Consider the following 21,395-nt stretch of genomic DNA (forward strand, 5'->3'; position numbering starts at 1 on the left):
ATTATAGGGATTTTCCCGTTGGCTGTTGCCCGTTCCCTTTTAATTTCAGTTGGCTCATTTGCAACTGATTGAAATAATTAAAGCTCCCAAAGTCAATTAGAATTTGGGAGCTAATAATTTTAAGTTCACCGCGACGCCGTTTTACCTAAGTTTATGACCTGGGTTTATCCAGGTGGGAACCTAAATTCCTCGTTTAAAGTTTCCGGGTACATGCCCGGTATACTGCCACGAGAACAGTTGACTCCCTTGTCATTAAAGGCATAGATCAAAAAACTTGATGGCAGTCACCAACGTCGTAGTGCAACTCACTCATTATAGCTTTTCAAAAGATGTTGTGTGTTCAATATCGAAACTTTCTGATCTATTTACCTGGGATACCAGATAGATTCTATGGTGTGGGCGATGTCGTTGGCGTATGCATTTGCCGATTCTTGATTTTGATTATCCAGCAAAACAGTAACATGTCCCAACTTTCGCCCAGGACGTGATTCTGTCTTCCCATACCAGTGAACGTGCGCTTGGGGAATTTCTGCTATTTGTTGACGCTGGCTTTGGTAGTCGCTGTGAGAATTTTCATATCCCAGTAGGTTCACCATTACAGCACCAGGGCACTGCAAAGCTGGATTTCCCAAAGGTAAACCACAAACAGCTCGAAGATGCTGCTCAAACTGAGAAGTTTCGCAGGCGTCAAGAGAAAAATGCCCAGAATTGTGAGTACGGGGGGCAATTTCATTTACCAAGATTTGGCCATCAGCACGGATAAATAGCTCAATTCCAAAAATTCCCACTACTTCTAGGCTATTTAATAGAGTATGTGCGATCGCTTCTATTTCTGCTACTTGATTGGGAGTAATCTCAGCTGGCGCAATCACCCGCCGACACACTTGTTGTTCTTGTTGGGTTTCCACTACTGGATAAGTGACAATTTCCCCCTCTACAGAACGAGCTGCAATTATTGCTAGTTCCCGTTCAAAAGGTACAAATTCTTCTAACAAGAAAAGTGATTGATTTAAAGTCTTTGTTGTGCTTTCATCACTTAGCTTTTGCTCCAAAGTAGCAAAATCCTGAATTATGAAAGTACCTTGACCATCATAACCGTGGCGTCTAGATTTGAGGACTGCTGGAAGACCTAAATATTCTATTTTTGATTTGATATTTTCCACCTCGTCAAGGGCGAAAAATTGCGGAACAGGTAAACCCAAATCGCTTAAATAGCAACGCTGATGATATTTATCTAAAAGAGGGGCTAAAGCTTCTAATCTGGGGCGGAAACAAACGCCTTGCTGTGCTAAAAAAGATAAAGCTTGCAGGTCAACAAATTCGTTTTCAAAGGTGATGACATCGCATTTTTTAGCTAATATCTCTGTAGCACTAGCGTCATCTACCGGAGCGAAAACGATTTCCTCAGCAATTGACACGGCCGGGTCGTGAACGCTAGGAGTTTGTACTACTAATTCTACTCCTAGCTTCTGTGCTGCATCCGCCATCATCCAGGCAAGTTGTCCGCCACCAATTACACCAACACGCTTCATTGACATCCTAGAGAATCACGAGTTTGCACACCTGTTTTGGAATTCACGCCACTGGCTTTACCGCACAGTTCTTTGATTTGCGCTCTATCCAAAATTGCATCTGTAAAATCTGCACCGTCTATATTTACATCATTAAAGATAGCGCGGAGCAAAAGAGCTTCTTTGAAAACTGCATCGCTCAAATCTGCCTTAGTCAAGTTTACCTGATCGACCATTGCATTCGTTAAATCCGCTCCGTGGAGATTTGCTTTTGTCATCACCGAAGCGCTCATGACTGCTCCCCGCAAGTCAGCGTTTGCAAAGTTAGCCAGTTCCATATTGGCGTTAGAAAACTCCGCAGCTTGCAAACTCTGTCCAGAAAAATCACGTCTTGATAACTCTGCATTACTAAATGACAGTGGATGAGTCCAGTCTACTGCCAGTGCGGGATCAGCCACACACCAGATAATAATTCCTAGAAGGAACGCCAACCCTTGCCGCCAAAGGATATCGAGAGCCAATTTGGTGTCTAATCGCTGCATTTAAGCTTACCGCATTTGAATGTTAGCAAGACTGATTCAGTCTTGCTACTGGATTTGGGAGATGTGTATTTCTTTAGCTTAATATTTTGTAACGCAAAAAGGTCAGATGCGTCGCAGTTTGTAGACATCACTTCTGACCATTAGCAGCGATCGCACTCAAGATATAGCTTTTCTGAAGCCACTGAGGTACACTTAAATCTTTTTTACAAATCTACCTCAACAGGAAAATTAACCGCTATATTCACACATCACGCGCTTTGAAAAAATTATAGATAGCAAGGGCAATGGCTAAAAGCAACACTGCATGAATTAAATTTCCGGCAATATGAAGTGCCAGTCCCAATGCCCAAAAAGCAATCAGTACAACAACAATGCCCCAAATTATACTCAACATATAATATTTGCTCTGATTCAAGTAAGTTTTTATTTGCTCATATACTTTACTCCTACCTTGACTTTGATTCTATTTATCTTCAGAGAGGTATATAACTTTAAATCATCGCTCTTGAGAGAGAAAACTAATTTAACTCAGGTTGAAAACTAATTGAGGTCACGTTGTTTCTCTACGATGTCGCAGACAAGACTTGCTACGCGTAGCTTGCTTTCTTGTCGGGATACACTAGACTTCTTGCATAAGTCGGGTAAAGGGTAAGGGTTAAAGGGAAAAGGGATAGAATTAACATTCCCCTTTAACCTTTCCCCCTTTCCCGACAAGAGTGCAAAAGTGCCTTTTGCAAGAGGTCTACTATTGGTGAAGTTTGTTGATTTGTTCACAATTCTTCATTTTTAGATTTCAATTTCAAGATATAAAGAGTTTTTTGAGCAGTAATACTCACCGACTTATTTACAATTCTTGACTTTCAATTTTTCAAGTAAAGTTTGTTGTCTTTTAAATTCAATAGCCCCGATCAACTGTTAGTCTTTTAATTAATGAAAGCAAGGTTTGAGCGTAATTATATGCGTCTCAATTGCTTAACAAAGCTTAAAAGTTAGATAATTAGCGTTAATTTTATAGCGATTAGTTAGTTCTTCAGGAATCTCCAAGAGTTGACATTCACCAAGTACACAACTTCCACAAACCAAACTCCCAAACCCGATGATGAATCATTACTCACTTCAATGGATTGAGGCATGGTGCCAAGAGAATGGCTGGACAGATTTGTTTGTCGAGCGACGTAATAACTTCTGGGCTTTCCCTCCGGGTGGGGTAATGCCAGAACCGATTCCAGTTCATGCGCTCAGATTGATTAAAGCCGAAAATGGACTGACTTTTGAAGAACGATTGTGGTCAATGTCCGCAGTGATTGGCACAATTTTAGCTGTTCTTTTTACTTTTTGGTTTCAGTCGCCGATGCCTTTAGTTCTAGCTTTCGCTTTGAACGCCGTTACGGTGGCTCAATTTGAACTTGAAGATGCCTAAATTTTATTTTGGGCTTTGCGATTAAAAACTGCTCTTGTCTACTTTCAGCAAGAGCAGTTTTTAATTTAATGATTTGTATAGCAAACGTCTAGTACAGCAGAGCGTAAATAAACCACCCCTTCGGTTTGTTAAAATGTTGAATTTCGTCTTGCAGTACTAGTCTAGTAGGACATAACAATTAGAAATTATTAGCACCTCAAATCAGCTAGTAGGTACAGCTACCTTTGCGTGTTTGTTAACGTAGTCCACAAATAATTGCTTCAATCGCGGACTAATACCAGCGTGTTCAAAGAATCCAAAGCCAAGATTCTTAGCTTTTGCTAAGGTTTCTTCTGGTGTTAATCCTTCCTGGATAGCGATACTTAAGAGCGCAATTCCAGTTGAGCGCATCCCAGCAGCACAATGTACAACTGCTGGCTTAGGGATTTGTTCGAGTGTCGTGAGGATTTTGGTAATCACCTCTTCATTTAAATTTTTTAGATCCACCTTAAGTGGAACATTTTGATAATACAGCCCTAATGCTTCTGCTATTTTTTGCTCATCCTTAGAAAATCCTAGTTCATCAGGCGATCGCAAATTTAGAACGGATTTAAAACCTTCTTGGATAGCTTGCTCAAGCTGTTTCGGTATGACTTGTCCTGTAGTTGTCAAGTTTTCGTTAATTTGTATAGCGTTGATCATATTCACTCCTTTTGACTTCCTTATGTCTTCCAGCTTTGTAAATACTCTAAGGGAGCAAGCTTTGAGAAGATATTCCAAATAAACACCGCAAAATTAGCTGAATATCATAAGATATTGCTTAATTACTTCAAAATTAGTCTTTTGAAGCCGATTATTTTATTGCTTTATCCATAATATACGGTTTGCCGATAGGTTTAATGGTGATTAAAACTTATTATACTTTATGCCGATAAAATTACCGTAGATTATATGTCAGGAGCTATACTATTGGGCAGGTTGAAGGAGCAACTGAATCAAGATTTTCGTGAACGAGGGTATAAATAATGACCGCTATAGAACAAGTTTCTTCTCTATGCATTGGAATAGTATTGTTCCCAAATTTGACACAGTTAGATTTCACGGGGCCTTATGAAGTCTTTGCCAAATTGCCAAAGGTGCAATTATATCTGCTAGCGGAAACACTCGAACCAATTCGGAGCGATTGCGGCCTCACCTTTTTACCTGACACCACCTTTGCTGAAGCCCCAGCCTTAGATGTGTTATTTGTGCCAGGAGGCCCAGGTATCAATGCCAAAATGGAAGATGAAAAATTTCTCAACTTTCTCAAAACCCAAGGTAAACAAGCCCGCTACGTTACAGCTGTCTGCACTGGTTCTTTGCTGCTGGCGGCGGCGGGGTTACTTCAGGGCTATGGCGCCACTACTCACTGGCGATCGCTGGATTTGCTTGAGATGTTAGGAGTTGAGACAGTTACAGAAAGAGTTGTCATCGATCGCAATCGAATTACAGGCGGCGGTGTGACAGCTGGCATTGATTTTGGGTTAGCGATCGCTGCTGAGTTATTTGGGGAAGCGATTGCCCAAGGAATTCAACTAGCGATCGAATACAATCCCCAACCGCCCTTTAACAGTGGTTCTCCCCAAACTGCCCCTGCGGCTGTACTTGCTAAAGTTACTGCTGCGAGTCACAATCTTCAAGAAATCAGAAGGCAAATTGTCCAGCGAGTTGTGACTCAATTGCAAACTACTATCTAAAATCCAAAATGGTATAATCTGAATGCCAGTCCTGAACCTATGAGTGCTAACGAAATCTCTCTTCGACCTGCCCAGGAAACAGATGCCTGGGTGCTGAGTGCAATTCATATTGCTGCTATCAAAGCTCTGCCTGCAACTTTTTACACCCAAAAAGAACTTTTAGCTTGGCGTAATTACCGCAACAAAGCTGATGGTTCAAATATCTTGAAAAGTATGAAAGCGGAAACTTACTGGGTTGCGATCGAGGGAGATGCTGTTATAGGTTTTGCTAGTTTCATTGTTGATGAACTAATTGGGCTGTACGTCCATCCTAAATATCAAGGAAAAGGGATTGGCCGTGCTTTAGTTAAACATTTTTGTGAAGAAGCAACTAAGCAAGGTGTAAGTAAAGTAATTACAACCGCTAGCCTTTATGCTGAGGGGTTTTATTTACGACTAGGATTTACTGCCATTGAAAGAGCGCCTCATTATTTAAGAAGTGGGATAGTTGTTCCAGTTACTAAAATGAGTAAAATATTAGCTCCCGCACCACAATCAATTTGAGAGAGTAAAGATTTTTAATAACCTTAAAAATGCTGGCATCACAATTATTTTTTCCCAAGTTACAACCGCTTTTTCTACATAACATATTATTGAAGTAAGTAATTGCCAGCATCAATGCATAAAACCATCCGTTCATCAACTCTTACCCGTACACGTTTGATAGAAGCTGCCTTGCAGGTATTTGCTAGTTTAGGTGTTCAAGGAGCAACTACCCGTGAAATAGCCCGTGTTGCTGGTGTGAATGAGGTGACTTTATTTCGCCACTTTGCTAGCAAAGAACAACTTTTGGGAGCAGTAATGAAAAATGCTTTGGCACTCCAGACAGAAGCCCTTGCACATCCCGAAGCCTGGACACAGGATCTAAAAATTGATTTAAGACAGTATGCCTATCTTTACAATACGATGCTAGAGGCACAGGAAGACTTAATTCGTACCTTCATTGGAGAAGCCAAACGTCATCCTGAGGCAGCCAAACAAGTAATTCAAGAAGCTGCCAAGCCATTAGGGGAGAAACTGGTAGCTTACCTGCAATCGAGTCAGAAACGAGGCACTGTCAGAGCAGACCTCGATCCATTTCCGGCAGTAGATATGTTTACAGGAATGCTATTAGCTGGAATGCTATGCCGCACTGTCAAATTTAATCAAGGCAACTATAACTGTGAGGACTATATAGAAACCTGTGTAGATATTTTTGTACGCGGTATCAGTACTAATCCTCTGTCAGTTGTCAATGCAGATGTCAGCCATGAGCCAAATTAAACAATAGACATCTCCGAAAAAGAATTGTTTTGACGTAGCAGTGCTACGTCAAAACAAGGGTTCTGGGTAACGCATCTTTAATTTCTGGAGATGTCTAATGATTTAATGGCGCTAATGGAACATACGGTAATAGACCCAAATCTAGGACACCTTGTCAACCAATACACTTGTAGAGCATTGTAGAGACGCGATTTATCGCGTCTTGGATTTATCGCGTCTTGAAATACCAATCAGTAGAAGACTCAGGACTGATGACCAGTAAAGTAAAATTTGGTACTCTTAGCTTGGAATCACTGTAATTACGTCCGTGACCGAGATGAGTAGTCCAAAAGCCCGCTCCTACGCTTTCTTATCGATTGCAGCGGCAATCGTCACTATCGGCATAAAATTTGGCGCTTACCAGCTAACCGGGTCAGTAGGTTTGCTTTCAGATGCTATTGAATCAATTGTAAATCTCCTGGCTGCATTGGTTGCTCTATGGGCATTGACCTATGCTGAGAAACCAGCCGATGCCGAACACGCCTTTGGGCATTCTAAAGCTGAATACTTCTCCAGTGGTGCAGAAGGCGCGTTGATTATAGTGGCAGCCATTAGCATTGCTGTTGAAGCTTGGGGACGCTTGCTGCATCCAGAACCATTAACACAGTTGGGATACGGGTTGGCACTCTCTCTATTTGCAACCGCAATCAACGGCGTTGTTGCCTTTATCTTGCTACGAGCAGGGCGACGGTTGCGTTCTATAACACTGAGGGCTGATGCTCACCATCTGTTTACCGATGTGGTGACTTCGGGTGGTGTAGTAGTTGGAATCTTACTCGTCAAGCTAACAGGCACTCTCGTACTCGATCCAATTGTCGCCCTGATAGTAGCAGCAAATATTACTTGGACAGGATTTCGTTTGCTGCGGGAAACCAGTAGCGCGTTACTGGATGCAGCTTTACCTAAAAAAGAAATTGACGCAATTAAGAGCATCCTTAACGAGTACAAACGTCAAGATATTCAGTTTCATGCCTTGCGAACCCGTACTGCTGGAACCCGCCGTTTTGTTTCCTTTCATGTTCTTGTGCCTGGATCTTGGACAGTACAACAAGGGCATGATTTATGCGAGGCAATTGAGCTTGCTATTCTTGGGGTGCTGCCTTCAACCCACGTTACAACTCATTTAGAACCTGTAGAAGATCCAGTTTCTTGGGATGATTTGGAGTTGGAGCGTCCGAGCAATCACCAAATGTAAAAACAAGAATTAAATAACATACAATTTATGTCTCTGGTTTACCTCACACTAGGCTGTACCTGCATCGTTTTCTATCTGAACCCGTTGCACATCAGTGTCTTTTAGTCCAGCACGTTCTAGTACTTGTACTGCAAAAAAGTAGCTTTTTCCCGATGGGTTGCCGATTTTCTTACCCTTTAAATCAGTTACCTTCTTGATGGGTGAGTTAAGTAAAACTAGCAATCCGTGGGTCTTTGGGCTACGTTCAACTAAGGCGATGACAGGGATGGGCTGACCTGCGGCGATCGCAGCTACAGGTGCATTGGTGTCAACTGAAGCTGGAAATAGCTTAACTGTTGGCTTCCATGCCCGCCCGGAAATAAATAAATGAGTAATGAGTAATGAGTATTACTTATTACTCATTACTTCAAAAATAAATTTTCGGAAAAGAAAACTCAGCAATCATGAGTCAGACTATTGGCGCTGCTAAAATTTCGATTATTATTCCGGCTATTAACGAAGCGGGTAATATTAAAAAAGCCATTGCTACTACTCAAGGCAGTATAAATATAGAAGTCATTGTAGTTGATGGTGGCTCTAGTGATGATACTGTAGCGATCGCTCAGTCTTTAAATGTCAAAGTTATCTCATCATCTCCCGGTCGTGCTGTGCAAATGAACGCGGGTGCTGTAGCGGCTAGCGGTGAGATTCTGTTATTTCTCCATGCAGATACCCGTTTACCAACTGGGTTTGATGAGATGATTCGCACAGCACTACAACAGCCTGGGACTGTGGCTGGTGCTTTTAAGTTGCGGATTGATGCGTCACTTTTAAGTTTACGATGGGTAGAGTGGGGGGTAAATGTGCGATCGCATTTTTACCAAATGCCTTATGGCGACCAAGCAATTTTTTTAACAAAGGAAATATTTCAGCAAATAGGCTGTTTTCCCGAATTGCCTATCATGGAAGACTTTGAACTTATGCGTCGTTTAAAAAGCATCGGACACATTGTAATTATCGCTACACCAGTTGTCACCTCAGCCCGTAGATGGTTGCAAAAGGGAGTATTCAAAACTACGCTACTTAATCAAATAGTAATTACTGCTTATTTACTCGGCATTTCACCTGAGCGAATTCGTCGCTGGTATCGCCGAGACAAATTTAAGAGGGTTTAAGAGGATGTTAGGACTAGCCCAGAATCCCCGAATTCAGCTATGCACATTCGGGGAATTATGTCAATTTACTTCACCTTTTTCCTGAAGGAGCGATCGCCAATCTTCAATCGCCTTCTCCGTCCACAACCAATTTTTAGCTAATTTATCTACCTGGAAATTTTCTCGATCGGACTTGAGAACCATTTGCCGCAACTTCATCGCTTCATTGAGATACTGTATCTGCTTACCACTAGATTGACTAAGTGCAGATTTATACAATCCAAGAGCTAACCCAGCATAAGAAGTTAAAGCGTCTTGAGGCACTTCCGTCTTTGTGGATGTTGAGTCTGTATTCTGTTCTTTGAGAGCTAAATTCAAAGCCTTAAACCAAGAATCATTGGCTCGATTTAGATTGCCTTCTGTGTAGTAGGCAAATCCCAAAGCGTTATTATACAAAAGCGATTCAGGTTTAGCTTTGGCAGCAGTTTCCCAGTAACGACGGGCATCATCAATACTATAATTATTGTCTCCGGTTTGGATAGACTGCCACGCCAATCGTCCCTTGTAAAAATTCACAGATGGGTCGTCAGCCTGTTTACTGGGAATTAATTTCAGAGCAGTTTCAGCCGCAGCTAATGCGCCCCGATTGAGTAGTTCTTCTACAGCCAATAACCCACCTTGCAATTCACCCTGGCTCAATTTTTCCGTAGCAGTAGCCGTGACAATACCAGTTGCTTCTATTCCTAAATCAATGTTCGGCTGCTTTTGAATCGGTCGAGAATCAGGTAGAGACTGGGTGGGAATTACTGGTATATTAGGCAGAGTTGATTGGTTTCGATTTTGCCACCACCAATTTAAAGCGATCGCAGCCGCTAACGCACTGATTCCCACAACACCCACAATCGGCCACAGCCTGCGGCGACGGGTACGATTTCTTGCTGAAAGTGGTTGCGGCAAGAAATTAGAATTTTGCCAATTTCCTTCCAGGTTCCCAGGAGTTGCAGGTGGTGGCGGTGGAACTTCTCCCCACAAATCTGCTTCCTCTTGCAAAGAAGTCATTTCCTCAGAAATCTGGTTTTGGTGAAGACTATTTTCACGAATTTGTCGATCCGGTTCAATTACAGCTTTTTGGTTATCTAGTTGACGAAACAAATCCGAAACGATCGCAGAATCTTCTTCATAACTTGGGTCATCATACTCAATTTCATCAACCAAATCGCCCCAAGTATCTTCACCCAGCCAGTCCAACCCAGAAGAGTCACGTGTCAAACCAGAAGGAATCATATCTTCCATTCCTAAAGGTATCTCGCTATCATCACCCATAGCAGAGTACATCGTGGAAGTTGCCCCTAAAGGCGAACTATACTGATTCAGCGACTCCGTATTTGCGGATAACTCAGTTTCCTGACTCAGAAAACCGTCAAATTCTGGCTGGAGATATAAAATCGGTAATGCCCAGTACATCTGGTGAGAACCATAAGCAGAAATTAATCCTTGGCGCACCCGACTGACGCACAAATCTACTGGATATCCCTGACTCAAGTTGCGGTAAAACAATTGTGTAAGTGTCAACGCCACTTCATCAGGAATTCGTTCTGACATCGCCAAAACGCTTCTAATTCCCCGCTTCACCAGACTTTCTGCTAGGTTACGTTCGCCAGTATCTCCAGAGGGATTGGACGCAGCGGTGTATGCCCCTAAGCAGGAATTAAACACTGCCATTTGAATGTTATTGTTGACGAGCAAACCTGCCAAATCGTCCCCAGTCAAGATTTCCGTTAAGCCAGTTCTGCGACTAACAAGATAAATTTCTCCACCATTGGAACCTAAGTTACTATGACCAGAGTAGTGTAGAACGTGGTATCTACCTTGTTCTAAGGCTTGTGTCAGTTCTTCCCGTCCTGGTTGGTCTAATACAGTCAGTTCAATTTCTGGCAAACGATTGCTACCTTCAGCCAGTCGTGATGTTTGGCGCTGAAGTTCCGCCTGTAATTTAATCGCTTCCTGTTTCTGTAAATCAAGACGGACTTGATCTGAGGGAGAAGCAATTACCATCAATACTTTGACACCACCTTGTTCTAGTGGTGTGGGCATATTTTGCGATCGCAAAGGAGAAGCCCCCGAAATTCCACTTTGGAATCGAGAAAAAGCCACATAAGGCCCAGTAGCCAGAGGGCGATCGCCTGCGTGCATCACTTCCCAAGGCAAACGAGCTAACCTAGTGTCTTTTAGCCCCAAACGTAAGCGTAGTACTTGTTGGTGGTTCTGAGCAATACCTTGGGCAGTAATCCAACTATCTCTGAGAGTACCTTGAAATAAGGCATTATAGAATTGTTGACCCAATGCCACCAAATTAACAGAGTTTCTGGCGATATCGCTTTCATGCCCGCCAGAAGTGAATGGATCTCCTTGTAACACCGACTTCAACGGGTCATTCATCAAATGCCCAGCAGCCATCAACCAATCAGCTATGGGCCAAGTCACCAATTCTTCTGCCAATGGTACCCCAGGCGCGACTTGTTCCGTCCGCACCAAGTAGTCATTTTGCCCTACCGGGGTTACGGAAATATGGAATTCCTGGGTCACAACTTCTCCTGCTTGCCTCCTAAATCTGGTTTGAAACGCGAAAGTTTCAAGTCGATTTTTCGCTCCCTCTAATAACTTAGATGCATCCTGCCCCTGAATGTTTCTAATTCAGTGCCATTTTGATTTTTCTGCCCTGACAACTTTATCCGGATCGGATTACTTGGGTCTAGAACACTTAATTGGTAGATGCACCTTGATCTTCAACTCCCCTAGTTGGCTAACACCCACTGGGGGTTTTTTTATTTTGGCAAACAACAGCAACTTCTGACGCAGATATTCTCTACCAGAAAATAGTGCTTAATCCTAGAATACTTGATTAGTAGATGGATGTCCCTTGATCTTTAACTCCCCTAATCAGTTAATATTCACTCTTGTTTTTTTTGACACACGATAACAATCAATTTTCTAATAAATTTATCCGGAGTATGGCAGTTAAACCTAGAACATTTAAGTGGTAGATGCACCCTGATAACTAGCTCCCCTGGTTGGCTAACGCCCACTGGGGGTTTTTTTATGAAGATTGAGTGGTATTAATTAACCCTGGCACACCCATTTTGTCAAGTAGCGCACTGATATTTAATTGGTAGATATATCCTGATAACTAACCCCTCTGAGGTTTTTTCTGACCGCCAAATAGCAAAAACTTCAACCTCTGCTAATTTATCCGGTAGCGACCAATTTACTTTAGAAAAGATTATTGGTAGATGCACCCTGATAACTAACTCCCCCGTAGGTTAACACCAACTGGGGTTTTTTTATTTAAAAAAATAGCTGACCTTGATAACTAACTCACCCGATTGGCTAACACGCACTTGAGGTTCTTTCTGGTTTCGTAAGTGTAGCCGATCCTAGACATCACCATCAATCCTAATTTAGTTCATTTTCTCCGGAAGATACTAGCTGCCCCTAGAAAAGATTATTGGTAGATGCACCCTGATAACTCACTCCCCTGTAGGTTAACACCAACTGGGGTTTTTTTATTTAAAAAAATAGCTGACCTTGATAACTAACTCACCCGATTGGCTAACACCCATTTGAGGTTCTTTCTGGTTTCGTAAGTGTAGCCGATCCTAGACATCACCATCAATCCTAATTTAGTTCATTTTCTCCGGAAGATACTAGCTGCCCCTAGAAGAGATTATTGGTAGATGCACCCTGATAACTCACTCCCCTGTAGGTTAACACCAACTGGGGTTTTTTTATTTAAAAAAATAACTGACCTTTGTACAATTTCATCCGGAGTATGGTGTTCAACCTGAGAACATTTAATTGGTAGATGCACCCTGATAACTAACTCCCCTGGTTGGCTAACGCTCACTGGGGGTTTTTTTACGTAAACGCGAAACAGTTACAGATTGCAGTCTTCTCTACGAGACGCTGCACTTTGGCGGAAGCCTCTCGCAGAAAAGGCAGTTTCCGTCGTTAGATATCGCCTTAGCATTTTAGGCCCAGATGACCGAAGTGCGCCACTACTCTTGTTGCTACTGCTGGTAGACCTTGAGTATCCTCCTGTTGTCGGGATAGAGGATAACTTGCTCACTCAATTCCTGAATCGCTTTCTTTTTATTGTGGGCTAAAGATGCTACTCCAAAATGATTGCTATGATATTTAATCACATTCTTAATTTTTTTTCTATATTTTCACCTCTTTCTCTGACAGCAGGATTGCTGTCAGAGAGCATCCAATTATTTAGCTACCTGAGATTAGACGGTATTTGTCTGGTAAAAAAGCGGTCTAGAATTTCTGATTTCTGTTCTGAACTGAAGTTTTCATAAGGATTTTCCTGCTTCTCAACTAGTCCAAAATTTCTGAAAGTCTCTAAATTTAAATCTGGTTTTTCAGTTAGAGGTTTTTGTCTATTCTGGGAATAAGTAAGCATTTCTACTGGATGATTACCCTTCCGATGCACAAGCTGCATCAATAAATCTATAGCTACAGTTGGCAAAACGCGGTAGGTATAATTTACAAAAAAATCAAAAGTCATATTGCCTAAACGGATGCGATCGCCATCTTTAAGCTTGATCGGCCCGACAGCGCGATCGCCATTCACAAAGGAGCCATTAGTACTGTTGAAATCAATTAAGTAAAAGCCTTGCTCATCAATATGTTGAATAGCAGCGTGGCGACGAGACAGATGACTATCAGCAATGCAAATACCACTAGTGCGATTACGACCTATCGTCCAGATCCGTTGTGGCTGTCGTAAACTTTGAGTCTGATTGTCGCACAAGTTAGTCATCAAATAAACAGCAGCAGTATCGACTACGCCATGTACGTAACACGCCTTGACTCTCGTCAACGACGGTTGAGATACATTTTCTAGCTGAAGAATTTCATCTAAAAGGCTGCTGTGGTGTTCATATAACTTGAGGAATACTTGATATAAAGTTAATCGCCGTTCTATTTCTGTTTGTGCAAAGTCAGTCATTATACGTAAACCTTGTACTACCTGATTTCGGTCGTGAATATTCTGTTTCAGCCTACAATCAGGGATAATTGATTTTTCGCTTTCCGCTGCCATCTGAAAACTTGAGTGGCTTAAGAGCGTTCTATTTTACAACTTTTAGGTGCGAGATTCCCTGTTGTTTCTAGCCATAAAAAGCATGGAAATATGTTTAAAAAATTATTATGATGCTTTATTGTTTATTGTAAATAATCATTTGTTATTTGTAACAGATAGAAATCATAAAGATTTTATTAAGAATTGCTAATTATCTACGTATTTCTGCTATAAAGCTGGATATTTCTTAACATTTGCGAGAGCAATGACTATCGATGAATCTAAACATTATATCTATTTGGTCAATTCTGAAAAAATCTGAGTTTTTACCCTGAATCATCAGGACTGATTTTCCAAGCTAGCAATAAAATATCAGCTTTGCGATCCTTATAAAACAAGCATTTTATAATTGTCAGTAAGTACAGTCCACTACAAAAAGAGTATGGGATTTAATCATTCGTAAGTTGGATTTCACTACTTTCCACCCAACCTAAACTCTCGATATCTCCGAACCTTTTTTACGGTGACGTGTACTAAGTAGAAAGGCTTAATTAAATTAAAACTGCTAAGAAGCGGCTCTAGCTCTTGAGAACCAGGCTATGAATAAAATTTGATATTACATTTAATTCAATACAGTTCAGAATGAGCTATAAAACACTTGTATAGACGGCGATTTATCGCGTCTCAAAAACCAAAAACTGTTGCCAGAAGCCCTTCATACAAGTGTATTGACATTTAATTACGTCTATAATAATTTGTGCAGAAGTTATAAATAAAAAGATCCCCGACTTCCTTCAATAAGCCGGGGATCTGAACCTTCCACTGAGAGGCAATCAAATAGGATTGATATACCTAATTAATGGATCATTAAAAAAGCAGGGAGACTATTTTACTAATCTAAATAATCGGTTTCAATCAAAAGGATTCATTTGTAAATATAGTCTAGAATCTAATATCCAAAATTAATTAACAAGTAAAAATATAATCCCCATAAATTTATTTATGGGCTTGTGGCCATTTTTATTTTTCTTTCTTTTGCCTTTTTAATTTTTACTTTTGCTTTGTTCAGTCACCCAATCTAAAAATCATTCCACTTTGCTTAACTCTTGCTAATAGAGCAAGCAAGTGGCTCTCAAGTTTAAACTTTCCAATCATAACAAGCCTCGTTTTCCATTGGGGCGCACGGTCATCCAATTTGTTTTTGCTAGTGCTAACTGCTCATCAGAAATCTTGGCACTGGTGAGATTAGCACCACACAGATTAGCTCCTCGGAGGTTAGCATTACTGAGATAAGCATTGCTGAGGTCTGCGCCTCGCAGGTCTGCCCCTTCTAAATCAGCATGGTTAAAGTATGCTTTGCTCAAATTAGCATCCTTAAGATTTGCTCGAGTGAGACTGGCTCTGCCAAAGTCACTATTGTGGAGATTAGCCCCTTGAAGATTGGTTTTTTGCAATTGAGCAGAATGGAAATTTGTTTGGGATAAGTCAGCACCTTGCAGATTCAGCAAACTTAAATTGTGTAAGGCAAAATCCCGCCTTCCTTTGAGATAGGCTGTTAACAAACCTTGGGTATCTAATTTCCGCTCAACTTTAGAATTTTGAGCTTGTGAACCATTGCTGTTGCTAGCGAAAGTTGTTGATTTAGCCATCCCAGAACCCTGGTGTAATCCCCCTGCTTCTGCTGTCTTGGCTCGTCTTGCACGAATTGCCGCCGCTACTTGTGCCACTCCAGTACTTGTAGCAGAAGGATTGTTACATAAAACAGCAGAATTTTCGTTATGTGTTCGATCTCTAGATCCACTTTCAGATTTAATCAGTAAACCTTTGGCTAAACTATCTAAGTATGGTTCTATTTCCAATGCTCGTAGAACATCTGCTGCTGACTGATAGCGATTACGTACAGATACATCTAACATTTTTCGCAATACATTGCTCAAGTGATCGCTCACTTGCACAAGATGCTCCCAAATCATCTCGCCAGTGTTGGGATTGTAATCTAAATCTTTAGGAGTTTTGCTAGTCAGTAAAAAAATGCATGTCACCCCCAGTGCATAAATATCACTGGCGTAGACTGGACGCATGGCCATTTGCTCTGGAGGTGCAAAACCAGGAGTACCAATAGCATAGGCAGTTAATGCTGTCTGTCCTGATGGATTTGTCGTACCTTGGCTGATTTGATTTTTGACGGCACCAAAGTCTATCAGTACCATTCTGGCATCTTGAGTGCGGCGAATTAAGTTGGCTGGCTTGATATCACGGTGAATCACTTTTTGCTCGTGGATGTATTGCAACAGTGGCAAAATCTCGCTCAAAAATTGCTTGACTCCTGTTTCACTCAAGATGCCGTTAATTTTGACCTCCTCTTGCAAGGTATCGCCACTGATATATTCTTGAACTAAGTAAAATTGTTCATGATCTTCAAAATAGTCTAATAATCTTGGTACTTGGGGATGATTGCCAATCTTACCTAGAGTTCTAGCTTCTCGCTCAAAGAGTTCTCTGGCCATCTGTAAAACGTGTGGGGCGCTTCCTGATGGGCGTAATTGTTTGATTACGCAGCTCGGTTCTCCTGGTAAGCCTTGGTCATTGGCTAAGAAGGTTGCTCCAAAGCCACCCTGACCTAATGGTTTGATCACCTGATAGCGATCGCGCAACAGAAGTTGCGAGCCACAAGACTGACACCTTTGGCTATATACCAAATTTTCTGGATTGGGACAGGTCGGACTTAAGCAGTAGCTCATGCACTCTCAACTCGCTGCACGAATAATCACGGGGAATGTTATACTCCCTTCCAATTATTTAGATATTAATCAACTTCTGCCAGGTAATTTTTGCGGGAAATCCTTTGAAGAGTTGCTAAAGTTTAGCTGAGATTACGTATAGCGATCGCTAGTACCAGATGATTTATTATACTTAAACTGATAAATAATATTTATGCTACTTTATATCAATTCGTAATGATGCTCTCCCAATTCACTAACGTAATTTGCAATTGAGAAAGTTTGCTTTAATTTAGTGGTCTATGTCAGTAATTTTGAGCGGTTCGTAGTGGGTGGCTGTAGCTCTCACCTCAGCACTTAAGTGAATACCACGAAATCCCTTAACCTGTCATCATCCCTACGGTAGATTATTAGGTTTCCCTGTGATTGCATATACAGGACTTTGCAAGTAAATGAGTTCAGAAGCCTACACCGACCTGAGTACAGGTACGGTGTAAGTAGTTCACAATCGTCTCCATTAGTCCTTAAGAGACTATTAGCTTGCTTTCATGTTCACACTAATCAGCTGTTCGATAAGTGCAAAAACATCACTGCGGCTAAGTTTCTCTTTACCATTAGCAAGAGCGTCAAGAGTGCCGTTAGCTAAGGTGAAGGGAATTTGGCAAAAATCTAAGGCGGGGCCCGTAGGAAGGTCTTGAATGTAAGCTTCTGCCAGTGCTAGATTGCGCCGGGCATATTCCTGCATATTGTCTGCACTCCAACCATCTGGGAAGAATTCTACTCCACGCCCCAAATCTTCATTATGGTTACGCAGGATATTGACTGCTTGTAAGCCTCGACCAAACCCAATGGCTTGGGTACGGTTTGTTTGTGTTCCATCATACCAAGTCCATAAATCTGAAAGTAACAATCCCACTGCACCTGCAACCCCAAAGGTATAACGATCTAAATCAGATTCAGTGTGAATTTTCCAGTTTCTTTCTGCCCAATAAGCCATCCGGTCAGCCATTGCAGCAGTGGCATCCCAAATTCGAGGTGCAATGGTGTCTGGTGCTAGCAGTGACCATTCTCTAATCCTCAAAGTGACTTCTTCTAATGAATTCTCATACCCACTAAATCCTGCAAAGAAAGCATCTAGTGCAAAGCCATCAACTCCTGCCTGTAATGTCAGACTAATCGTTCTTAACAGCTTGACTTTAGTAGCGTTATCTAATTCGGGATGATCTTCAATTTCATCAATGGCACGCATACACAAATATGCTGATGCGACTGCTTCTTGCAATCCTGGCGGTAAAAGACTAATTGGGATATAAAAAGTTCGGCTAGTTTCTTTGAGGATTTGCAATGCATCTCTACGTAAATTCATGTTTTCACTCCCCGCTTGATTTTTGCACCACATGAAGTTTGCAGTTTTTTGATGATACTGGATATAGTTTTGACTAAACCTTAAAAACTATAGACTATAAGATAGGCTAGTATTTCATCTAAAAATTGATGGTTTTTGGTGTTGCAATTAACAAAACTCTCAAATTGATCAAAGTCTAGTCTAGTATAGAGGTTTTTGGTTGCAAAAGTGTTTGAGGTGTCGTTTGATATCGCTTTCATAAACTTTTAGTATAGATATAAAGAATTATGGTAATATTTGGTTGAATATTGCGAAAACTTTCCATGAGCAAACATCCATTTTAGGGATTTGAAAGTGTTTTTAGTCTGCGTTAATCTGACTAAAAAATGTAATTATTGTATATATAAAGACAATTCAGGAAAAGTCGGTAACGGATAACAGCATCTATACGGACTTTTAGATGCATATAGCGGTTTGCCGAAAAGTTAGGGTAAGTTAAATTGGACACCGAGGGCTGCGGTTAGCTAGGTCTATGCTAATTAAAGAGTGACATCAAATGACCATAACCCAGAACCAGAAGTTCCTGTATACATACTAGATTGTTCCTAATTGCCCAGAAAAAACCCTGAAGAAGATATTTGCTTACAAGCTAAAATATGGGTTTGGCGTTTTTATGCCTCATTTCTTTGCTTTTCCCATTAGCCGTTACTGTTTGATTGGTTCTAGCTTTGATTTCGAGACTCTTCAGATGTACGGATTTTTTCAAAAATCAGATATGAGTCCTAAGCTTTATTCCCCATCTCCAAATAGCTGATGACTAATGACAACCCTCGAAGATCAATCAGGGGTTGTTAAAATCCCTCAATACTTTAGAGTGAAATAATCAAGCTTTTCTAGAGCTACATTCCCCTCTCACAGATAAAATTTATATATGAACGCTACACAAGAAAAACTCAAAGATCGGGTTGAGCAGGCAATAGTTGCGGCTTTTGGCTCTGACTTAGCTGGAGTAGATCCAATTTTGGTTCCTGCTAGCAATCCTAAATTTGGTGATTATCAGGCGAATGTGGCTTTATCCCTGAGTAAAAAGTTAGGATTGCAACCAAGAGCGATCGCAGGTGCAATTGTTGAGAAACTAGATGTATCCGAAATCTGTGAACCACCGGAAATCGCTGGGCCAGGATTTATCAATCTGAAACTGAAAACAGCATACTTAGAAGCACAACTAAACGCAATTCAAGCTGATCCCAGACTGGGAGTTCCAGCCGCAAAAACGCCGAAGCGGGAAATTGTAGATTTTTCCAGTCCGAATATTGCTAAAGAAATGCATGTCGGACACTTGCGTTCTACAATTATCGGTGATGCGATCGCCCGAATTTTAGAATTTCAAGGACACGATGTACTGCGGTTAAATCATGTAGGTGATTGGGGTACGCAGTTTGGCATGTTAATCGCCTATCTACGGGAAGTTTACCCAGATGCCCTTACAACCGCTAATGCTTTAGATATTGGTGATTTAGTCTCTTTTTACCGCCAAGCCAAATTGCGGTTTGATGCAGATGAAGCTTTTCAAGAGACTGCACGTCAAGAAGTTGTCAGGTTACAAGCAGGTGCAGAAGATACACTCCATGCTTGGAAACTGCTGTGCGAACAGTCGCGGCGAGAGTTTCAAATAATTTATGAGTTGCTGGATATCAAATTAATTGAACGCGGGGAATCTTTCTATAACCCTTTACTAGCTAGCGTTGTGGAAGATTTAGATAAATCTGGGTTACTGGTAGAAAACCAAGGGGCAAAATGCGTTTTTCTGGAAGGGTTTACCAATAGAGAAGGTGAACCTTTGCCGTTAATTGTGCAGAAATCAGATGGCGGTTATAACTATGCCACAACTGATTTAGCATCCCTGCGCTACCGAATTCAGCAAGATGAAGCAAAGCGGATAATTTATGTAACCGATGCTGGACAAGGAAACCATTTTGCCCAATTCTTTCAGGTAGCACGCAAAGCTGGATGGATTCCCGATGATGTGGAATTAGTGCATATTCCCTTTGGGCTGGTGTTAGGAGAAGATGGTAAAAAATTCAAAACTCGTTCTGGGGATACTGTGCGGTTACGGGATTTGTTAGATGAAGCTGTTTCTCGTTCACATACTGACTTAAAAACTAGATTACAAAAAGAAGAACGCCAAGAAACTGAAGACTTTATTAATGAAGTTGCTCAGGTAGTTGGAATCAGTGCAGTTAAGTATGCAGACTTAAGCCAAAATCGCACCAGTAATTACATCTTCAGCTACGACAAAATGCTGGATCTCAAAGGTAATACTGCGCCCTATATGCTGTATGTTTATGCGCGGATTCATGGGATTAGCCGCAAAGGTGATATTAACTTTAAAGAGTTGGGAAATAATGCCGTTTTGTTACAGCATGAAACAGAATTAACGCTAGCAAAATACTTACTTCAACTAGATGAAGTTATTAGTAGTGTAGAGCAAGACTTGCTGCCTAATCGTTTATGTGAGTATTTGTTTGAACTGAGTCAGAAGTTTAACCAATTCTATGATCGTTGTCCCATATTACAAGCCGAGGAGCCACAGAGGACATCCCGCTTGGTTTTATGTGATTTGACTGCTAGAACTCTGAAGTTGGGATTATCTCTGTTGGGAATTCAGGTATTGGAGAGGATGTAATATTTTTCAACGCAGAGTTACGCTGAGGTAGCGCAAAGGTACGCAGAGTAAGAGTTAAGTTAAAGCTTCTTTGTTTCCTTTGCGGTTTTTTTAATTATAATTGCAGGATTTGGAGGCGATTATGGTACGGACACCATCTAAAAATATAACTTTGGAGGAGTTTCTGAAGTTACCGGAAACTAAGCCTGCTAGTGAATATATTGATGGTCAAATTATTCAAAAACCAATGGCACAGGGAGAACATAGCACTATTCAAGGTGAACTGATTATTACTGTTAATGCTGTCTTGAAACCCCAAAGAGTTGCACGAGCATATCCTGAACTGCGGTGTACTTTTGGTGGCAGATCAATTATCCCGGATGTAGCGGTATTTACCTGGGAGAGAATACCTCGCAAAGAAAATGGCAGGGTAGCAAATTTATTTTCAGCCGCTCCTGATTGGACTATTGAGATTCTATCGCCTGACCAAAGACAAACGAAAGTTACAAAAAATATTTTACATTGCCTGAATTATGAGACACAAATGGGTTGGCTGATCGATCCAGAAGAACAAACAATATTTGTATATATTCGCAATCAACAGCCAGTTATGTTAGATGAACTAGATGCTTTAATTCCTGTACCAGATTTTGCAAGTGAGTTGAGGCTGACGGTGGGAGATTTATTTGGTTGGCTGTTGGAGTAAACCAAATTCTGACCAA

General features: G+C 41.2%; 18 protein-coding genes, 1 other RNA gene and 1 pseudogene. 10 read left to right on the top strand and 10 right to left on the bottom strand.

Annotation, left to right across the window (positions count from 1 at the left end; genetic code table 11):
* Positions 1-121: 121 nt before the first annotated feature.
* The 4 genes from ssrS to FD723_RS25120 form a co-directional block, all read right to left on the bottom strand.
* A non-coding RNA gene (gene ssrS, locus FD723_RS25105) (6S RNA) lies at positions 122-305 on the bottom strand.
* Between the two features lie 60 nt (positions 306-365).
* On the bottom strand, positions 366-1,532 hold the full coding sequence (locus FD723_RS25110; protein WP_179069279.1) for a 5-(carboxyamino)imidazole ribonucleotide synthase: 1,167 nt from the start codon (positions 1,530-1,532) through the stop codon (positions 366-368).
* On the bottom strand, positions 1,529-2,053 hold the full coding sequence (locus FD723_RS25115) for a pentapeptide repeat-containing protein (RefSeq protein ID WP_256874920.1): 525 nt from the start codon (positions 2,051-2,053) through the stop codon (positions 1,529-1,531). Before FD723_RS25115 ends, FD723_RS25110 begins: the two co-directional genes overlap by 4 nt.
* Before the next feature lie 241 nt (positions 2,054-2,294).
* On the bottom strand, positions 2,295-2,447 hold the full coding sequence (locus tag FD723_RS25120) for a lmo0937 family membrane protein (RefSeq protein WP_179067796.1): 153 nt from the start codon (positions 2,445-2,447) through the stop codon (positions 2,295-2,297).
* A 702-nt stretch (positions 2,448-3,149) separates the two neighbouring features.
* Between FD723_RS25120 and FD723_RS25125 the strand changes: the two genes are divergently transcribed.
* Positions 3,150-3,473 (top strand): hypothetical protein, encoded by a 324-nt coding sequence (locus FD723_RS25125; RefSeq protein ID WP_179067797.1) that lies wholly within the window; start codon positions 3,150-3,152, stop codon positions 3,471-3,473.
* 201 nt (positions 3,474-3,674) lie between these two features.
* Here FD723_RS25125 and FD723_RS25130 read toward each other — a convergent pair whose 3' ends face one another.
* Positions 3,675-4,154 (bottom strand): beta-lactamase hydrolase domain-containing protein, encoded by a 480-nt coding sequence (locus FD723_RS25130; protein ID WP_179067798.1) that lies wholly within the window; start codon positions 4,152-4,154, stop codon positions 3,675-3,677.
* A gap of 323 nt (positions 4,155-4,477) precedes the next feature.
* On the opposite strand from FD723_RS25130, the gene FD723_RS25135 reads away from it, so the two are divergent.
* The 4 genes from FD723_RS25135 to FD723_RS25150 all read left to right on the top strand — a co-directional run bounded on the left by FD723_RS25135 (position 4,478) and on the right by FD723_RS25150 (position 7,724).
* Complete coding sequence (locus tag FD723_RS25135; protein ID WP_179067799.1) at positions 4,478-5,188, top strand: DJ-1/PfpI family protein; 711 nt, start codon at positions 4,478-4,480, stop codon at positions 5,186-5,188.
* A gap of 39 nt (positions 5,189-5,227) precedes the next feature.
* Positions 5,228-5,731, top strand: coding sequence for a GNAT family N-acetyltransferase (locus FD723_RS25140; protein ID WP_179067800.1), 504 nt, complete (start codon positions 5,228-5,230; stop codon positions 5,729-5,731).
* A gap of 114 nt (positions 5,732-5,845) precedes the next feature.
* Positions 5,846-6,490 (top strand): TetR/AcrR family transcriptional regulator, encoded by a 645-nt coding sequence (locus tag FD723_RS25145; protein ID WP_179067801.1) that lies wholly within the window; start codon positions 5,846-5,848, stop codon positions 6,488-6,490.
* 316 nt (positions 6,491-6,806) lie between these two features.
* Positions 6,807-7,724, top strand: a complete 918-nt coding sequence (locus FD723_RS25150; RefSeq protein ID WP_179067802.1) for a cation diffusion facilitator family transporter — start codon at positions 6,807-6,809, stop codon at positions 7,722-7,724.
* A gap of 48 nt (positions 7,725-7,772) precedes the next feature.
* Here FD723_RS25150 and FD723_RS43915 read toward each other — a convergent pair whose 3' ends face one another.
* Positions 7,773-8,099: an ABC transporter substrate-binding protein gene (locus tag FD723_RS43915; protein WP_306297028.1), complete on the bottom strand. Its 327-nt coding sequence runs from the start codon at positions 8,097-8,099 to the stop codon at positions 7,773-7,775.
* 68 nt (positions 8,100-8,167) lie between these two features.
* On the opposite strand from FD723_RS43915, the gene FD723_RS25160 reads away from it, so the two are divergent.
* Positions 8,168-8,878: a TIGR04283 family arsenosugar biosynthesis glycosyltransferase gene (locus FD723_RS25160; RefSeq protein WP_179067803.1), complete on the top strand. Its 711-nt coding sequence runs from the start codon at positions 8,168-8,170 to the stop codon at positions 8,876-8,878.
* A 60-nt stretch (positions 8,879-8,938) separates the two neighbouring features.
* On the opposite strand, the gene hetF is transcribed toward FD723_RS25160, so the two are convergent.
* The gene (hetF, locus tag FD723_RS25165) at positions 8,939-11,443 is read right to left on the bottom strand and encodes a cell division protein HetF (RefSeq protein ID WP_179067804.1); all 2,505 of its coding nucleotides are present in this window, start codon (positions 11,441-11,443) and stop codon (positions 8,939-8,941) included.
* A gap of 1,355 nt (positions 11,444-12,798) precedes the next feature.
* Here hetF and FD723_RS25170 point away from each other — a divergent pair.
* The gene (locus tag FD723_RS25170) at positions 12,799-13,020 is read left to right on the top strand and encodes a hypothetical protein (protein ID WP_179067805.1); all 222 of its coding nucleotides are present in this window, start codon (positions 12,799-12,801) and stop codon (positions 13,018-13,020) included.
* Positions 13,021-13,136: 116 nt separating this feature from the next.
* On the opposite strand, the gene FD723_RS25175 is transcribed toward FD723_RS25170, so the two are convergent.
* The 3 genes from FD723_RS25175 to FD723_RS25185 form a co-directional block, all read right to left on the bottom strand.
* The gene (locus FD723_RS25175; protein ID WP_179069281.1) at positions 13,137-13,871 is read right to left on the bottom strand and encodes an FHA domain-containing protein; all 735 of its coding nucleotides are present in this window, start codon (positions 13,869-13,871) and stop codon (positions 13,137-13,139) included.
* Between the two features lie 1,223 nt (positions 13,872-15,094).
* Positions 15,095-16,684, bottom strand: coding sequence for a serine/threonine-protein kinase (locus FD723_RS25180; protein ID WP_179067806.1), 1,590 nt, complete (start codon positions 16,682-16,684; stop codon positions 15,095-15,097).
* A 514-nt stretch (positions 16,685-17,198) separates the two neighbouring features.
* Positions 17,199-18,029, bottom strand: a complete 831-nt coding sequence (locus tag FD723_RS25185; protein ID WP_179067807.1) for a squalene/phytoene synthase family protein — start codon at positions 18,027-18,029, stop codon at positions 17,199-17,201.
* 583 nt (positions 18,030-18,612) lie between these two features.
* Here FD723_RS25185 and FD723_RS43035 point away from each other — a divergent pair.
* The 3 genes and pseudogenes from FD723_RS43035 to FD723_RS25195 form a co-directional block, all read left to right on the top strand.
* Positions 18,613-18,822 (top strand): annotated as a pseudogene (locus FD723_RS43035) (hypothetical protein); the annotation flags it as partial.
* 117 nt (positions 18,823-18,939) lie between these two features.
* The gene (gene argS, locus FD723_RS25190; RefSeq protein WP_179067808.1) at positions 18,940-20,694 is read left to right on the top strand and encodes an arginine--tRNA ligase; all 1,755 of its coding nucleotides are present in this window, start codon (positions 18,940-18,942) and stop codon (positions 20,692-20,694) included.
* 121 nt (positions 20,695-20,815) lie between these two features.
* Positions 20,816-21,379 carry a Uma2 family endonuclease gene (locus tag FD723_RS25195; protein WP_179067809.1) on the top strand — a complete coding sequence of 188 codons (564 nt, stop codon included), beginning with the start codon at positions 20,816-20,818 and terminating at the stop codon, positions 21,377-21,379.
* Positions 21,380-21,395 lie beyond the last annotated feature (16 nt).

Origin of the sequence: Nostoc sp. C052, from assembly GCF_013393905.1 — a bacterium.
Taxonomy (GTDB): domain Bacteria; phylum Cyanobacteriota; class Cyanobacteriia; order Cyanobacteriales; family Nostocaceae; genus Nostoc.

Bases quoted from the DNA above. Each gene is read 5' to 3' on its own strand.
- FD723_RS25110 (WP_179069279.1), bottom strand. From the start codon at position 1,532: ATGAAGCGTGTTGGTGTAATTGGTGGCGGACAACTTGCCTGGATGATG.
- FD723_RS25115 (WP_256874920.1), bottom strand. From the start codon at position 2,053: ATGCAGCGATTAGACACCAAATTGGCTCTCGATATCCTTTGGCGGCAA.
- FD723_RS25120 (WP_179067796.1), bottom strand. From the start codon at position 2,447: ATGTTGAGTATAATTTGGGGCATTGTTGTTGTACTGATTGCTTTTTGG.
- FD723_RS25125 (WP_179067797.1), top strand. From the start codon at position 3,150: ATGATGAATCATTACTCACTTCAATGGATTGAGGCATGGTGCCAAGAG.
- FD723_RS25130 (WP_179067798.1), bottom strand. From the start codon at position 4,154: ATGATCAACGCTATACAAATTAACGAAAACTTGACAACTACAGGACAA.
- FD723_RS25135 (WP_179067799.1), top strand. From the start codon at position 4,478: ATGACCGCTATAGAACAAGTTTCTTCTCTATGCATTGGAATAGTATTG.
- FD723_RS25140 (WP_179067800.1), top strand. From the start codon at position 5,228: ATGAGTGCTAACGAAATCTCTCTTCGACCTGCCCAGGAAACAGATGCC.
- FD723_RS25145 (WP_179067801.1), top strand. From the start codon at position 5,846: ATGCATAAAACCATCCGTTCATCAACTCTTACCCGTACACGTTTGATA.
- FD723_RS25150 (WP_179067802.1), top strand. From the start codon at position 6,807: ATGAGTAGTCCAAAAGCCCGCTCCTACGCTTTCTTATCGATTGCAGCG.
- FD723_RS25160 (WP_179067803.1), top strand. From the start codon at position 8,168: ATGAGTCAGACTATTGGCGCTGCTAAAATTTCGATTATTATTCCGGCT.
- FD723_RS25175 (WP_179069281.1), bottom strand. From the start codon at position 13,871: ATGACTGACTTTGCACAAACAGAAATAGAACGGCGATTAACTTTATAT.
- FD723_RS25180 (WP_179067806.1), bottom strand. From the start codon at position 16,684: ATGAGCTACTGCTTAAGTCCGACCTGTCCCAATCCAGAAAATTTGGTA.
- FD723_RS25185 (WP_179067807.1), bottom strand. From the start codon at position 18,029: ATGAATTTACGTAGAGATGCATTGCAAATCCTCAAAGAAACTAGCCGA.
- argS (WP_179067808.1), top strand. From the start codon at position 18,940: ATGAACGCTACACAAGAAAAACTCAAAGATCGGGTTGAGCAGGCAATA.
- FD723_RS25195 (WP_179067809.1), top strand. From the start codon at position 20,816: ATGGTACGGACACCATCTAAAAATATAACTTTGGAGGAGTTTCTGAAG.